At 57.7% G+C, this 13183-nt stretch carries 15 protein-coding genes; 10 read left to right on the plus strand and 5 right to left on the minus strand.

Annotation, left to right across the window (positions count from 1 at the left end):
* Window positions 1–163 precede the first annotated feature (163 nt).
* Complete coding sequence (gene hemJ / locus FGF54_RS13360) at window positions 164–709, minus strand: protoporphyrinogen oxidase HemJ (RefSeq protein ID WP_168208098.1); 546 nt, start codon at window positions 707–709, stop codon at window positions 164–166.
* Window positions 706–1740, minus strand: coding sequence for a uroporphyrinogen decarboxylase (gene hemE / locus FGF54_RS13365; protein WP_142779920.1), 1035 nt, complete (start codon window positions 1738–1740; stop codon window positions 706–708). Before hemE ends, hemJ begins: the two co-directional genes overlap by 4 nt.
* A 408-nt stretch (window positions 1741–2148) precedes the next feature.
* Between hemE and FGF54_RS13370 the strand changes: the two genes are divergently transcribed.
* Genes FGF54_RS13370 through dnaQ form a run of 5 tightly spaced genes read left to right on the plus strand, consistent with a single transcriptional unit; the run spans window position 2149 to window position 5753 of the window.
* Window positions 2149–2970: a pyruvate, water dikinase regulatory protein gene (locus FGF54_RS13370; RefSeq protein WP_003521149.1), complete on the plus strand. Its 822-nt coding sequence runs from the start codon at window positions 2149–2151 to the stop codon at window positions 2968–2970.
* 31 nt (window positions 2971–3001) lie between these two features.
* Window positions 3002–3601 (plus strand): Maf-like protein, encoded by a 600-nt coding sequence (locus FGF54_RS13375; RefSeq protein WP_142779921.1) that lies wholly within the window; start codon window positions 3002–3004, stop codon window positions 3599–3601.
* Window positions 3594–4454 (plus strand): shikimate dehydrogenase, encoded by an 861-nt coding sequence (locus tag FGF54_RS13380; RefSeq protein ID WP_142779922.1) that lies wholly within the window; start codon window positions 3594–3596, stop codon window positions 4452–4454. Before FGF54_RS13375 ends, FGF54_RS13380 begins: the two co-directional genes overlap by 8 nt.
* Window positions 4454–5062 (plus strand): dephospho-CoA kinase, encoded by a 609-nt coding sequence (gene coaE / locus FGF54_RS13385; protein WP_142779923.1) that lies wholly within the window; start codon window positions 4454–4456, stop codon window positions 5060–5062. The genes FGF54_RS13380 and coaE overlap by 1 nt, the downstream gene beginning before the upstream one ends.
* The gene (dnaQ, locus tag FGF54_RS13390; protein WP_020809861.1) at window positions 5055–5753 is read left to right on the plus strand and encodes a DNA polymerase III subunit epsilon; all 699 of its coding nucleotides are present in this window, start codon (window positions 5055–5057) and stop codon (window positions 5751–5753) included. Before coaE ends, dnaQ begins: the two co-directional genes overlap by 8 nt.
* Before the next feature lie 102 nt (window positions 5754–5855).
* Here dnaQ and secB read toward each other — a convergent pair whose 3' ends face one another.
* Entirely contained in the window at window positions 5856–6338 is a 483-nt protein-coding gene (secB, locus tag FGF54_RS13395) for a protein-export chaperone SecB (RefSeq protein WP_003521154.1), read from the minus strand.
* 102 nt (window positions 6339–6440) lie between these two features.
* Window positions 6441–6989 (minus strand): FxsA family protein, encoded by a 549-nt coding sequence (locus FGF54_RS13400; protein WP_020809862.1) that lies wholly within the window; start codon window positions 6987–6989, stop codon window positions 6441–6443.
* Between the two features lie 140 nt (window positions 6990–7129).
* Between FGF54_RS13400 and FGF54_RS13405 the strand changes: the two genes are divergently transcribed.
* From FGF54_RS13405 to gyrB, 5 genes are all read left to right on the plus strand, one after another.
* Complete coding sequence (locus FGF54_RS13405; RefSeq protein ID WP_003521156.1) at window positions 7130–7828, plus strand: Tim44/TimA family putative adaptor protein; 699 nt, start codon at window positions 7130–7132, stop codon at window positions 7826–7828.
* Entirely contained in the window at window positions 7825–8937 is a 1113-nt protein-coding gene (locus FGF54_RS13410) for a murein transglycosylase A (protein ID WP_142779924.1), read from the plus strand. Before FGF54_RS13405 ends, FGF54_RS13410 begins: the two co-directional genes overlap by 4 nt.
* Window positions 8934–9503, plus strand: a complete 570-nt coding sequence (locus FGF54_RS13415; protein ID WP_142779925.1) for a Smr/MutS family protein — start codon at window positions 8934–8936, stop codon at window positions 9501–9503. The genes FGF54_RS13410 and FGF54_RS13415 overlap by 4 nt, the downstream gene beginning before the upstream one ends.
* Complete coding sequence (locus tag FGF54_RS13420; protein WP_003521160.1) at window positions 9500–9865, plus strand: helix-turn-helix domain-containing protein; 366 nt, start codon at window positions 9500–9502, stop codon at window positions 9863–9865. The genes FGF54_RS13415 and FGF54_RS13420 overlap by 4 nt, the downstream gene beginning before the upstream one ends.
* A 156-nt stretch (window positions 9866–10021) precedes the next feature.
* A complete protein-coding gene (gene gyrB, locus FGF54_RS13425) occupies window positions 10022–12457 on the plus strand; it encodes a DNA topoisomerase (ATP-hydrolyzing) subunit B (protein ID WP_080815419.1) in 2436 nt (811 codons plus the stop codon).
* A 98-nt stretch (window positions 12458–12555) separates the two neighbouring features.
* Here gyrB and FGF54_RS13430 read toward each other — a convergent pair whose 3' ends face one another.
* Complete coding sequence (locus FGF54_RS13430; protein WP_142779926.1) at window positions 12556–13158, minus strand: nitroreductase family protein; 603 nt, start codon at window positions 13156–13158, stop codon at window positions 12556–12558.
* Between the last annotated feature and the right edge of the window lie 25 nt (window positions 13159–13183).

Genomic DNA, 13183 nt, shown 5'->3' on the forward strand with positions numbered 1-13183 from the left:
TAATGTCGGGGGAGGGCGTGTTCGCGAATCAGATGCTGTGGGAGATACCGCAGATGACTGAATAATTCACATGCCACGAAGATGAGTGGCCCGAAAATAGCGATTGAACACGGCCGCTGCAAGAGGAAAGCACGAATTCCGCGAAATTTATCGTCGCACCGTCTTAACCGAAGGGTTTCACAACCACAAGTAAGACGATGAGGATCATCAGCACCGTCGGAACCTCGTTCATCAACCGCCAGTGACGGGCAGGCCGCGTATTTTCATCCCGCGCAAAACGTTTTGCACTGCGTGTGAAATAAACATGGGCCGCAGTCAGAAGCACCACCAGCGCGATCTTGGCATGCAGCCAGCCGCCGGAAAAACCATAAACCGACCAGGCGAGATAAAGTCCCAATATCCAGGATATCATCATCGCCGGGTTCATGATCACCTTGATCAACCGCTGCTCCATCACCTTGAAGGTTTCGGACTGCTGCGAACCGGCGGGTGCATCGGTGTGGTAGATGAAGAGCCGTGGCAGGTAAAAAATCGCCGCCATCCAGGAAATAACGGCGATGATATGCAGCGCCTTGATCCAGAGATAGAGATCGGCCGGATCGGCATAAAATAACAGGGCGACGAAAGCAGCAAAGACACAGAGCGCGATGCCGGCGCGCAAAGCCGCCCGGTTTCCGGAACGGGCAGAGGTCTGTTTTTCGCCGCTCATGCTCCGGCTCCGCCGGCACGCACCCGCTGCACCAGCCGGGTGACGTTTTCCGGGTCAGCCTGCGGGGTGATGCCATGGCCGAGATTGAAGATCAGCGGCCCCTGTGCAAGAGCCTGCAGCACAGCATCTATACCATCCTGCAGCGCCTTGCCGCCCGCCACCATCAACATGGGGTCGAGATTGCCCTGCACGGGCCCTTCCTTCTGCAAATCCTTTGCAAAGCTCAGCGGCACCGACCAGTCGAGCCCAATGGCGTCGGCGCCCGTCTTACGACGATAATCCTTGAGAAGATAACCAGCCCCCTTGGCGAAGGCGATGATTTTTGCCGAAGGCCGACGGGCGCGCACCGATGCGATAATGCGGGCAACGGGTTTTATCGCATAATCCTCAAATTCCTTCTCACCGAGCACGCCGGCCCAGGAATCGAAGATTTGAACTGCATCCGCACCTGCATCGATCTGCGCGACCAGATAATCGGCGGAAACGTCGGCGAGAAAAGCCAGCAGCTTTTCCATGGCCACCGGTTCCTGATAACCGAACAGCCGCGCCGGGGCCTGATCCGGCGTTCCGTGTCCCGCAATCATATAAGTCGCAACCGTCCACGGCGCGCCGCAGAAACCAAGAAGCGTCGTTTCATGGGGCAAAGAGGCGCGCAGACGGGAAACGGTTTCAAAAACGGGAGAAAGATGCGCCATGACATTTGCGGCATCCAGCTTCTCGATACCGCTGACATCGATCGGGTCCATGGCCGGACCTTTTCCTTCGCTGAAAGACACGTTGCGGTGAAGCGCGTCGGGTATCACCAGAATATCGGAAAAGAGAATGGCGGCATCGAGCCCGAACCGGCGAATGGGTTGGAGAGTGACCTCCGTCGCCAGTTCGGGATTATAACAGAGATCGAGGAAACTACCGGCGCTCTTTCGCGTTTCCCTGTACTCGGGAAGATAACGCCCAGCCTGTCGCATCAGCCATATGGGCGGCGGTGTGACCGTCTGCCCGTTCAACACCGTCATAACCTTGCGTTCGCTCATGGCACCCAGCTTCTAAAAAATAAAATCAAAGAGATTTAAAAGATTTTCTATTTCTTAGAGTCTGTGGGTAGCAAGGATTAAAATCATTCCAGTCGAAATGCCGCAGCCGCAAAGTTTCAAGCGTGCCTGCGGATGTTATCGGCCCAATTGTTTTCGAATAATCCGGAAAATAGAAATTTTATAAATAATTTCAGTTATTTATGACGACCCAGAAAAACAGGGCGATTGTGGATAATCTGGGGAAAATTTTGAACAGTTTCACATTCTTCCAACAATTCACAAGCACGTCGAAGACGATTGAAGCCACTTGCGGATTGTGGAAAAACACCACCTTATTCACGTCGCGGTTCGACCCGCAGGACAATTCGGAGATTTGTCCCTGTTTATCAACAGCGGGAGAAAAACAGCGTGGAGAACAAAAAAAGCTTCTTCCATCTGCACCTGATTTCGGACTCAACGGGAGAGACTCTGATGTCGGCCGGTCGAGCCGTTTCGGCCCAGTTCCACGCCTCCATGCCGGTGGAACATGTCTATCCGATGATTCGAAACCAGAAGCAGCTCGCGCAGGTCGTCGATCTCATCGACAAGGAACCGGGCATTGTTCTCTATACGATCGTCGACCAGCAGCTGGCCGAGTTTCTGGATCTGCGGTGCCATGCGATCGGGGTGCCCTGCGTAAATGTCCTTGAACCCATCATCGGCATCTTCCAGACCTATTTAGGTGCGCCGTCCAGACGGCGGGTAGGCGCGCAACATGCCTTGAATGCGGATTATTTCGCAAGGATCGAGGCGCTCAATTTCGCCATGGATCATGATGATGGGCAAATGCCAGAAACCTATGACGAGGCCGATATCGTCATCATCGGCATCAGCCGCACCTCAAAAACACCGACCAGCATCTATCTCGCCAACAGGGGGATAAAGACCGCCAATATACCGGTCGTTCCCAATGTGCCTTTGCCCGACAGCCTCTATGCGGCCACGCGGCCGTTGATCGTCGGGCTGGTCGCGACATCGGACCGGATATCGCAGGTGCGCGAAAACCGGGAACTCGGCGCGACGGGCGGATTTGACAGTGGTCGATACACGGATCGCGCCACCATCATGGAAGAGCTGAAATATGCACGAGCGCTCTGCGCCCGCAACAATTGGCCGCTGATCGATGTCACGCGCCGTTCCATCGAGGAAACGGCGGCGGCCATCCTTGCCCTTCGTTCGAGGACACGATAATCCGAATCGCACCATTCGGAGCAGACAGTCGATGCAACAAGAATTGATCCTCGCCTCGTCCAGCGCATCCCGCCAGATGCTGATGCGCAATGCGGGGCTGACATTTTCGGCCATCCCGGCGGATATTGACGAGCGTGCGCTCGATGAACAGCTGGAACGAGACGGCGCCAGTCCGGAAGAGGTTGCGCTGGAACTCGCCAGGGCCAAGGCTCTTGCAGTCAGCGCGCTTTATCCGAAAGCACTGGTTCTCGGCTGCGACCAGACCATGGCGCTCGGCGCCCGCGTTTATCACAAGCCGAAAACCATGGCGGAGGCCGAAGCGCATCTGCTGTCATTGTCCGGCAAGGTCCATCGCCTGAACAGCGCTGCTGTTCTCGTCCGACATGGCGAGGTGGTGTGGCAAATCGTTTCCAGCGCCGAGCTGACCGTTCGGACTTTGAGCGCCGAATTTGTCTCCCGCCACCTGCAGAGGGTGGGAGAAAAGGCCCTGAGCAGCGTCGGCGCGTATCAGCTCGAAGGAGAGGGAATCCAGCTATTCACCTCGATCGAAGGCGATTATTTCACGATTCTCGGCCTGCCGCTTCTGCCGCTTTTATCGAAACTGCGCGACATGGATGTCATCGATGGCTGATTCACGTGAAACATTAACCATAAACGCCTTCGTTGTCGGCTATCCGATCAAGCATTCGCGATCGCCTATTATCCATTCCTATTGGCTGAGGAAATTCGGCATTGCCGGTTCGTATAAGGCGGTGGAAGTCTCTCCGGACGATTTCGCGAATTTCATTGCAACGCTGAAGCAGGGCAAGCCGGGCACGGCCGTCGGCGGCAATGTCACCATTCCCCATAAGGAAGCGGCTTACCGGCTGGCAGACAGACCCGATGCTCTGGCGGAAGAACTCGGCGCCGCCAACACTGTCTGGATGGAGGAAGGTGAGCTTCACGCCACCAATACGGATGGTTATGGTTTCGTCTCCAATCTCGATGAGCGGCATCCGGGCTGGGACAGGACAAAGCGGGCAGTGGTTCTGGGTGCCGGCGGCGCGAGTCGGGCGGTCATTCAGTCGCTGCGTGATCGCGGCATTGCCGAAATCCACGTCCTCAACCGTACCGTCGAACGGGCGCGCGAACTGGCCGACCGTTTTGGGCCGCGGGTTTTTTCCCATCCCCAGGCAGCGCTTCATGAGGTCATGCAGGGTGCCGGGCTTTTCGTGAATACGACGTCGCTCGGCATGGATGGAACGGAAGCGCCGCATCTTGATTTTTCGCCGCTGGCAGATCAGGCCGTTGTAACCGATATCGTCTATGTGCCCTTGAAAACCCCGATCCTGAAAATGGCGGAAGAGCAGGGCATCGCAACCGTCGACGGGCTCGGCATGCTGCTTCATCAGGCAAAACCCGGTTTCAAGCGATGGTTCGGCAAAACGCCGGAGGTCGATGAGGCCCTGCGTTCTCTCATCATCGAGGATATGGAGAAACATTGATGATCGTCATCGGTCTCACCGGCTCGATTGGAATGGGAAAAACGACGACGGCGAAGTTGTTTGCCGGGGAGGGGGTTCCGGTTCTCGATTCGGATGAGGTCGTGCACGGGCTTTACCGGGCGGAAGCCGCCCCGCTGATCGAAGCGGCCTTTCCGGGCACTACCATTTCCGGTGCGGTGGACAGGCAGAAACTCGGTGAGATCTTGCGGCAGAATCCGGCTAATTTCAGTAGACTGGAAGAGATCGTGCATCCGCTGGTGCGCGGAAGGCAGGAGGCTTTTCTGGCCCAGGCAAGGAAAGAGGATCAGCAATTCGCCCTCCTCGATATTCCCCTGCTGTTCGAAACCGGGGCGGAAAGCCGGGTCGACAAAGTCGTTGTCGTCAGCTGCGCGCCGGAGATTCAGCGAGAGCGGGTTTTGTCCCGACCCGGAATGACGGAAGAGAAATTCGAAATGATCCTCGCCCGGCAGATGCCCGACGCGGAAAAGCGCCGGCGCGCCGATTTTATCGTCGATTCCGGAAATGGTGTCGAAGCGGCACGGGATCAGGTAAGAGAGATTCTGCAGAAACTGGCCGCTGAGTCGCGCCGCGGAGAGATGAATGCGTGAGATCATTTTCGATACGGAAACCACGGGCCTTGAATCGAAGCTGGACCGCGTGATTGAAATCGGCGGCATCGAGCTGATCAACCACTTTCCCACCGGCCGTACGCTGCATCTCTACATCAGCCCGGAAGATCGCAAGGTTCACCCCGACGCACTTGCCGTTCACGGGATTACCGACGAGTTTCTGAAGGATAAACCCAAATTCGCCGAGGTCGTCGACCAGATTCGCGACTTCTTCGAGGGCGCGCGCTGGGTGGCGCATAACGCCACATTCGACATGGGCTTCATCAACGCGGAATTCGCCCGTCTCGGTATTGAACCGGTCGCCGCCGATCTGGTGACGGATACGCTTTCGCTCGCCCGTCGCAAGCACCCTATGGGACCGAACTCGCTGGACGCGCTTTGCCGGCGTTACGGCATCGACAATTCCCACCGTACCAAGCACGGCGCTCTTCTCGACTCCGAACTGCTCGCCGAAGTTTATATTGAAATGATCGGTGGGCGCCAGACGGCGCTCGGTTTCGGTTCTGCCGCCAAGCAGGAAACCATCATCGTCGAGGAAGACGTTCCGCTTGAGCCGCTGCAAAGGCCGCGGGCTTTGCCCTCGAGGCTGGATACGGAAACAGTCGCGGCCCATGGCAAACTCGTTCTCGGCATGGGCGACAAGGCGATCTGGAACCGTTACCAGAATTGATGCCTGTCCAGGCACCGGAAACGGTGAATGCCGTCAAAGAAAAACCCGGGCATGAACCCGGGTTTTGTTTTGTCTGAATTCTGCAGCGCAAAGCCGCGTCACTTAGTTCGGTACGGCCTGAACCTTGGCCTTTGCCTGTTCCTCGGCAACGCGCTGGGCGAACATCTGCGCGAAGTCGATCGGATCGATCATCAGCGGCGGGAAACCGCCGTTGCGGGTAACGTCCGCAATGATCTGGCGCGCGAAGGGGAACAGCAGGCGCGGGCATTCGATGAACAGCACCGGCAGCATATGTTCCTGCGGGAAACCGGCGATGCGGAACACGCCACCATAAACCAGCTCGGCCGCGAACAGCACTTTGTCGCCATCCTTGGCTTCCGCGTTCAGCGTCAGGACAACATCGAAATCCGAACCCGAGATCGGGTTTGCATTGACGTTGACATTGATGTTGATCGACGGCGCATTGTCACGGGCCTGAAGCGAGCGAGGAGCACCCGGATTTTCGAAGGAAAGATCCTTGATGTACTGGGCAAGAATGTTGAGGGAAGGACTTACTGCGCCCTGTGCACCATTTTCAGCGGTCATTACATTTCCTCACGGCGTGAATTCGTGGAAGGCGGTCTATCATTTCGACCGGGGGCTTACAACCCTTCGTGATCGGGTCATAGCGATCCATTCCGCTAGGGATCAGGGTTTGGGCAGATCGCGATCGTCCGGTTTGCGCGACCATGGGGAACCCTTTGGCTCTTCGCGATGAAACTCTTCCTCGTCGAGATCCACTACCTTCGAATTGCGCGCATGTCCCGGATCATTCCGAAAGCCGGAAAAATCACCGGGCTGAGGACCGGATTGCTGGCCGGATTGCCGAAAAGAACCCGCAACGACGACGCGCGGCCCGAAGGCTTTCCAGAAGAAGCGCCGCACGGTTGGCGACAGAAGCAGAAGGCCGAGAATGTCGGTAATGAAACCGGGAATGAAAAGCAGGATCCCGGCAACGACGCGCATGGCGCCATTCACCAGCTCATCCGCCGGCTGCGCACCGGTGCGGCCCGCATCCTGAAGGTTTCTCACCATGCCGATGCCGCCCAGCCGCAGGATGAGCAACCCCAGAAACGAGGTGAACAGGACAAGCGCCAATGTCAGCCACAAACCGATTGCCTTGCCGACGATGATGAAACCGGCAATTTCGAGGATGGGCATCATCAGGATGACGATGGGGAGAAAGGAAAAACGCATCTTCTAGCCTTGCGTGTGCATCTCTGGCAGATTGCCGGTTCCCGGGACACCGATGATTGAATCTGCACATTTGAATGATGATAAGATGCAGACTATATGATGGTGTGGTTTTCGAATTTAAATGGCGGTTTTGGTAAAAGATGGGCTTTAGCGACTTTATCACATTGTTTTTTCTCGTTGCAGCGGTGCTGATCTTCTTTCAGCTGCGCAGTGTCCTCGGTCGCCGCACGGGCAATGAGAAGCCGCCATTCGACCCCTATAGCCCGCGAGATGTGGCGAAGGGTCCTGTTGCAGACGATAACAAGGTCGTGACCCTGCCGCGGCGCAGCGAGGGTGACGACGAAAACCGTTTTGCCGAGGCGGATGCGCTTGCGCCCGTCGATACGCCGCTCAATGCGTCGTTGCGTGAGGTGATGACCAGGGACCCTTCCTTCGGGCCGAAGGAATTCCTGAACGGCGCCCGCATGGCCTATGAAATGATTGTCATGGGCTTTGCCGATGGTGATCGCAAGACGCTCAAGAACCTTCTGTCGAAGGAGGTTTTCGACGGTTTCGAGGCGGCCATTTCCGAGAGGGAAGGTCGTGGTGAGGTGGTGAAGTCCACCTTCGTGGGTATCGAGAAAGCAGATATCACCCAGGCCAGTGTGCGCGATTCCGAAGTGCAGATCACGCTGAGGATCGTCAGCCAGCTGATTTCGGCGACCTATGACAAGGATGGCAAGCTGGTGGATGGCGATCCGGATGCGGTTGCGGAGGTGGACGACATCTGGACCTTCTCGCGCGATATCCGCTCACGCGATCCGAACTGGAAGCTGATCGCCACCGAATCCGAGCAATGACCGCGCCCTTTTCGATCGAAGAAGTTTCTTTCAGCGACCTGCCCGGATGGCGGCAAGACGATCCGGGCAAGCTTTTTCCAGCGATGGCGACAATCCTGTCGCATCTTCGGAATGCAAAACCCTACAGGACCGGCTCGCTCGGGGTCACGGCGGCGGAACTGGTCTCGCTTCTGGAAAGCGCAGAGAAAAACCAGATAAGCAGCCCGGAACAGGCGCGCCGGTTTTTTGAAACCAATTGCGTGCCTTTCAGGATTTCTCCGGCTCAGGGAAAAAGCGGTTTCGTGACCGCCTTTTACGAACCCGAACTGGAAGTGTCATCCGAGCCCGACGACATCTGGCGTTATCCGATTTATCGCCGGCCGTCGGAGCTGGTGGATATCGACGATGCCAATCGGCCTGCCGGTTTCGATACGTCCTATGCTTTCGGCAGGGAGGATGAAAACGGTATTTCCTATTTTCCCGACCGCAGGGAGATCGATGAAGGGTATCTGGAGGGCAGGGGCCTTGAGATTGCCTGGGCAAGATCGAAGGTCGACCTGTTTTTCGTTCATGTGCAGGGTGCGGCGCGTCTGGTGTTTCGCGATGGCGCGGTAAAGCGCATCACCTATGCGGCCAAGGCCGGGCACGCTTTTTCACCGATTGGCCGTCTGCTGCTCGATCGCGGGGAACTCGATCCGAAAACCGTGTCGATGCAGACGATCCGCAAATGGCTCGCTGACCATCCAGACGAGGTGGATGGGGTGCTATGGCATAACAGGTCCTATATTTTTTTCCGGGAGGCGGATGTCGCCGATCAGGATATGGGGCCGATTGCAGCTGCGAAGGTTCCGTTGGTCGCGGGGCGAGCGCTTGCGGTGGACAGGCTCCTCCACACTTTCGGGCTTCCCTTCTTCATCCATGCGCCGTCGCTTACCCATCTCGATGACGGAAAACCTTTTGCGCGGCTGATGCTGGCGCTCGATACCGGCTCGGCCATCGTTGGCCCAGCGCGTGGCGATATTTTCACCGGCTCCGGTTTCGAAGCGGGAGAGCTGGCCGGTACGGTGCGTAATGAGGCCGATTTTTATATACTGATACCGCAGGTGGCTGCGCAGAGGTATCGGCGATGAAGAGCAGTCGCAAGCTCGGCAAGGAAGAGCGCATTCTGTGGGGAAAGGTCGCAAAAACCACGCGGCCGATCTCCGGCAGGCTGGAAGACCTGCTGGCCTTCGATGACATAGAGGAACCTCCGGTGGAACCCGATGTTCCGCAGACCGGCAAAGGTGCTTTTCCGCGAATGCTTTTGGAGCCGGCCGAGCCGTCGCCGCCCACCCCGGACAAAAAGCCGAAAATTCATCAGCCGATGGAAAAACCGGTCAAACGCAAGCTCACCCGTGGCCGGTTGCCGCTGGAAGGGCGGATCGATCTGCATGGCATGTTCCAGAGCGAAGCCCATGCGGTGCTGCTTGATTTTCTGTTGCGCGCGCATGAACGCGGTCTAAGGCATGTACTCGTCATAACGGGCAAGGGCCGTTCCATCGGCAGCGACGGCGCGTTGAAAAGGGCGGTGCCCATGTGGTTTTCCAAGCCGGAATATCGCCACCTGATTTCATCCTATGAGGATGCATCCGCCAATCATGGCGGCGACGGTGCGCTTTATGTGCGGTTGGCGCGTCGGCGGGGTGAAAAATCATGACGCCCTTTGCGGAGGCCGTGCGGCAGCTTCGTGAGCGCAAGGGCGTGACGCAGAAGGAAATGGCCGCCGCAATCGGCGTATCGCCGGCCTATCTTTCGGCGCTGGAGCATGGCAAGCGCGGCAAGCCGAGTTTCGATCTCCTCCAGCGCATCGCCGGATATTTCAACATCATCTGGGACGAGGCGGAGGAATTGTTCTTTCTGGCCGGCTCATCCGACCCGAAAGTGGTGATCGACACCATCGGTCTGCCGCCGCAATATACGGCTTTCGCCAACCGGCTGGCACGGGATATTCGCAAGCTGCCGCCGAGTGTGGTAGAGGAACTGTCAGCCGTGCTGCAAAAAAGCCGTTCTTGCGATTGAAACCCCTCTATCCCCTGCTTTATGCAGCATCCTGAAGCATGCGGCCTTTGGGATTGGGTGTAGAATTTCTATAGTCGTATGTCGGATTTGAGTGATTCGCTGGCTTCAGGCCCTCTCACTGGAACCTGGCCCGAGAAAACTTTGGAAAGAGTATTTATGACCGAAACATCGTCAAGCGAAGTCGGCGCGAACGCAGAATATGGAGCCGATTCGATCAAGGTCCTCAAGGGCCTTGATGCCGTGCGCAAACGGCCCGGCATGTATATCGGCGATACCGATGACGGTTCCGGCCTGCACCACATGGTCTATGAGGTCGTCGACAACGCCATCGACGAAGCGCTTGCCGGTCATGCCGATCTGGTGACGGTGACCCTGAATGCCGACGGCTCGGTGACGGTGACGGATAACGGACGCGGCATTCCGACCGACATCCATTCTTCCGAAGGCGTTTCCGCGGCCGAAGTCATCATGACCCAGCTGCATGCGGGCGGCAAATTCGACCAGAACTCCTATAAGGTCTCGGGCGGCCTGCATGGCGTCGGCGTCTCCGTGGTCAATGCGCTTTCCGTCTGGCTGAAGCTCAGGATCCGCCGTAACGGCAAGCTACATGAAATCGGCTTCACCCATGGTGTCGCCGATGCACCGCTTTCCGTCATTGGCGAATATGAAGGCCGCTCTGGCACGGAAGTGACCTTCCTGGCGAGCCCGCAGACCTTCACCATGACGGACTATGACTATGGAACGCTGGAGCATCGCCTGCGCGAACTCGCATTCCTGAATTCCGGCGTGCGCATCCTGCTCACCGACAAGCGCCATTCGGACATCAAGCAGGAAGAGCTGCTGTATGATGGCGGTCTCGAAGCCTTCGTTCGTTATCTCGACCGTGCCAAGAAGCCGCTGGTGGACAAGCCAGTCGCCATCAAGGGCGAAAAGGACGGCATTACGGTTGAGGTCGCGCTCTGGTGGAACGATAGCTACCATGAGAACGTGCTGTGCTTTACCAATAACATTCCCCAGCGCGACGGCGGCACCCATATGGCTGGTTTCCGCGCGGCGCTGACCCGTCAGGTGACCTCCTATGCCGAAACGTCGGGCATCCTGAAAAAGGAAAAGGTGAGCCTGCAGGGTGAGGACTGCCGTGAAGGTCTGACGGCCATTCTCTCCGTCAAGGTTCCCGACCCCAAGTTTTCTTCGCAGACGAAAGACAAGCTCGTTTCGTCCGAAGTGCGTCCGGTCGTGGAAAGCCTTGTCAACGAAGCGCTCTCCACCTGGCTGGAAGAACATCCTTCCGACGCGAGAATCCTCGTCGGCAAGGTGGTGGAAGCGGCGGTCGCCCGCGAAGCCGCCCGCAAGGCGCGCGAACTGACACGCCGTAAGGGCGCGCTCGATATAGCGTCTCTGCCCGGCAAGCTTGCCGATTGCTCCGAGCGCGATCCGGCGAAATCCGAACTCTTCCTCGTTGAGGGTGACTCAGCCGGCGGTTCGGCCAAGCAGGGCCGCTCGCGCGAAACCCAGGCGATCCTGCCGCTGCGTGGCAAGATCCTCAATGTCGAACGTGCCCGTTTCGACAAGATGTTGTCCAGCCAGGAAATCGGCACGCTGATTACGGCACTTGGCACCTCCATCGGCAAGGACGAGTTCAACGCCGACAAGCTGCGTTACCACAAGATTATCATCATGACGGATGCTGACGTCGACGGCGCCCATATCCGTACCCTGCTCCTGACCTTCTTCTTCCGCCAGATGCCGGAACTGATCGAGCGCGGCCATCTCTATATCGCTCAGCCGCCGCTTTATAAGGTCACGCGTGGCAAATCCGTGCAGTACCTCAAGGATGAAAAGGCGCTGGAAGAGTACCTGATCTCCATGGGTATCGAGGAAGCGTCGCTGACGCTCGGTTCTGGCGAAGTGCGTATCGGGGCCGATCTTCGCGAAGTCATTCTGGATGCGGTGCGCATGCGCTCGCTGATCGATGGGCTGCATTCGCGTTACAGCCGCTCGATCGTGGAACAGGCCGCCATTGCCGGCGCGCTGAACCCCGAGCTTTCTGCCGATGCTGCCCGCGCCGAGGAAACCGTTGCCGAAGTGGCGCGGCGTCTCGACATGATCGCGGAAGAAACCGAACGTGGCTGGTCAGGCACGGTGCTGCAGGATGGCGGCTTGCGCTTCGAGCGCATGGTGCGCGGCGTCAAGGAAGTCTCGACGCTGGATATGGGCCTGCTCGGTTCGGCCGATGCCCGCCATATCGATCAGCTCGCAGCCCGCACGCGCGATATCTACGCCACGCCGCCGGTCCTGCAACGCAAGGATGGCACCATGGAACTGGCCGGTCCACGCGCGCTTCTGGATGCGATTTTCGCCGCCGGCCGCAAGGGTCTTTCCATGCAGCGCTATAAGGGCCTCGGCGAAATGAATGCCGAGCAGCTGTGGGAAACCACGCTCGACGCCAATGTTCGCTCCCTGCTGCAGGTAAGGGTGAGCGACGCGACGGATGCCGACGGCCTGTTCGCTCGCCTGATGGGCGACGAGGTGGAACCGCGCCGCGACTTCATTCAGGAAAATGCGCTGAGTGTCGCCAACCTCGACATTTAATCCTGTGGGGTGTTTCGCGTAACGATTCACGTGAAACGAAAATTTAAAAAAAGGCCCGACGGTCAATTTCCGCCGGGCCTTTTGTCATTCGGAGAACATCAATCAACCTTGCCGGTGAAACGTCCTTCGAAGGCCACATCCGAAAGGGCCAGGCGCTTGCTCGGCACTTCCCGTTCCGCCAGATCATCAGGGAGAACGGACTTGTCGGTCAGCGTGCCGATGGCGACCCCGGCCTCCACCTTGTAGCCTTCCGGGATGTTTAGTTTTTCAACGATCTTGTCCTTCAATATGCCAGCCATGCCATGGGCGTGGTAACCGAGCAGGTGAGCCTGCATGGCAAGCGAAAACCAGGCAGCGCCGGCATCGAAGGAATGGGTCGCGGATGGTTTTTTCTCACCGTCGCGCGAGATGTTGTAGTCGCGGGAAATGACAAACAGCAGCACGGAGGCGTTTTTTGCCCAGCGCTGGTTTCCCTCCATCAGCAGTTCCACGAAGAGCGTCCAGTCTTCGCTATCCTTGTGGGCATAGACAAACCGCCATGGCTGATAATTGGAGGCAGATGGCGCCCAATGCGCGGCATCCAGAATTGTCATCAGATGCTCTTGCGGCATGGCGTGGCCATCGAAGGCGCGCGGAGACCAGCGATCGAGGAAGAGGGGATCGACGGGATATTCGGATTGCCGGGAATTGCTGTTCGTCACGGGCCATGTCCTTTTGATTGACGGG

It is taken from the genome of Agrobacterium sp. T29 (assembly GCF_006970545.1).
In the GTDB taxonomy this organism is placed as follows: Bacteria; Pseudomonadota; Alphaproteobacteria; order Rhizobiales; family Rhizobiaceae; genus Agrobacterium; species Agrobacterium leguminum.

Bases quoted from the DNA above. Each gene is read 5' to 3' on its own strand.
- FGF54_RS13375 (WP_142779921.1), top strand. From the start codon at position 3,002: ATGCAACAAGAATTGATCCTCGCCTCGTCCAGCGCATCCCGCCAGATG.
- FGF54_RS13400 (WP_020809862.1), bottom strand. From the start codon at position 6,989: ATGCGTTTTTCCTTTCTCCCCATCGTCATCCTGATGATGCCCATCCTC.
- secB (WP_003521154.1), bottom strand. From the start codon at position 6,338: ATGACCGCTGAAAATGGTGCACAGGGCGCAGTAAGTCCTTCCCTCAAC.
- FGF54_RS13405 (WP_003521156.1), top strand. From the start codon at position 7,130: ATGGGCTTTAGCGACTTTATCACATTGTTTTTTCTCGTTGCAGCGGTG.
- hemE (WP_142779920.1), bottom strand. From the start codon at position 1,740: ATGAGCGAACGCAAGGTTATGACGGTGTTGAACGGGCAGACGGTCACA.
- coaE (WP_142779923.1), top strand. From the start codon at position 4,454: ATGATCGTCATCGGTCTCACCGGCTCGATTGGAATGGGAAAAACGACG.
- FGF54_RS13380 (WP_142779922.1), top strand. From the start codon at position 3,594: ATGGCTGATTCACGTGAAACATTAACCATAAACGCCTTCGTTGTCGGC.
- hemJ (WP_168208098.1), bottom strand. From the start codon at position 709: ATGAGCGGCGAAAAACAGACCTCTGCCCGTTCCGGAAACCGGGCGGCT.
- FGF54_RS13410 (WP_142779924.1), top strand. From the start codon at position 7,825: ATGACCGCGCCCTTTTCGATCGAAGAAGTTTCTTTCAGCGACCTGCCC.
- FGF54_RS13415 (WP_142779925.1), top strand. From the start codon at position 8,934: ATGAAGAGCAGTCGCAAGCTCGGCAAGGAAGAGCGCATTCTGTGGGGA.
- dnaQ (WP_020809861.1), top strand. From the start codon at position 5,055: ATGCGTGAGATCATTTTCGATACGGAAACCACGGGCCTTGAATCGAAG.
- FGF54_RS13420 (WP_003521160.1), top strand. From the start codon at position 9,500: ATGACGCCCTTTGCGGAGGCCGTGCGGCAGCTTCGTGAGCGCAAGGGC.
- gyrB (WP_080815419.1), top strand. From the start codon at position 10,022: ATGACCGAAACATCGTCAAGCGAAGTCGGCGCGAACGCAGAATATGGA.